General features: G+C 41.9%; 1 protein-coding gene. It reads left to right on the top strand.

Annotation, left to right across the window (positions count from 1 at the left end):
* Positions 1–965 (top strand): DUF6531 domain-containing protein (locus DXB92_RS13900; protein WP_187118460.1); only part of this gene is annotated, 965 nt, incomplete at both ends.

Genomic DNA, 965 nt, shown 5'->3' with positions numbered 1-965 from the left:
GATTTGGATTGGGATCATGCCTTTAAAAGAACACTGATCATGCAGGAAAGCGGCGCTTTTCAGGGCAGCTTAAATTTGCATGATACGGATTTGAACCTGAATGGCTGTTCTCTGTATGTAGGCGACTGTATGTCCTTTACAACTGATATTCCGAAATTTTGGTCTGGCAATCAAGGAGCAACACTGAATATTAGCAATGGTTATTTGGAAGTTTCCAATAACTTAGTATTTCGTACCGCTTCTCCAGATGGCTGGGGTGGAAATGCCGGACAAAATATGCGTCTGAATGGCGGTACAGTAGTTATTGGCGGCGATTTTAATTTTGGTCAGGCAAATTGTTATGATACCATCTGGATGACAAACAGTGCAGATTGGCTCGAAGTATATGGAAACTGGAATTATATCACATTGACCGATATGGAAGGAAAATGGACAGCAGGTAATATCTGTTTCTTTGGACCAATCTGGGAAGTCAATGAAGCTTCTGGGCCGAAATCGATCTATTCTTCCGGTTCACAAGTCATTCATTTTGGTTATGAAGGCGGCAAGCAGACCGTTCTTTGGGACAACTGCGAAACATATATCAATAATGAAGATGGTTCTCTGAATACAGAAAGAACATTCAATTTTGATGGCGGTATTGACTTCATATATGATTTTACTGCTGAAAATTACTGGTTCCGTCCGTGGTGGAGACCTTATGATGAACCGGACTATACCCTTTACCGTAAAGGTTGGGAAATGGGTGATGGTGTGCATATCGCAACTGGTAACTATACCAAATCCTTTACGGATTTGAGTATCGAATCTCCAGGAGTGCAGTCTGATTTTATTCGTACCTACAATTCTACCAGCAATGAGGAAGGCTCTTTCGGAATTGGTTGGGATTTTAATATTGATGTCAGCAAGATTGTAAAGCCGGCTGCTGGGTATTATCAGGTCGTTTTGCCCGATGGCTCGAACAC

The organism is Ruminococcus sp. OM06-36AC (genome assembly GCF_003438725.1).
GTDB lineage: Bacteria > Bacillota > Clostridia > Oscillospirales > Ruminococcaceae > Ruminococcus_C > Ruminococcus_C callidus.
The sequence above is the reverse complement of the archived record's forward strand: the minus strand, read 5'-3'. Positions and strand labels throughout refer to the sequence as shown.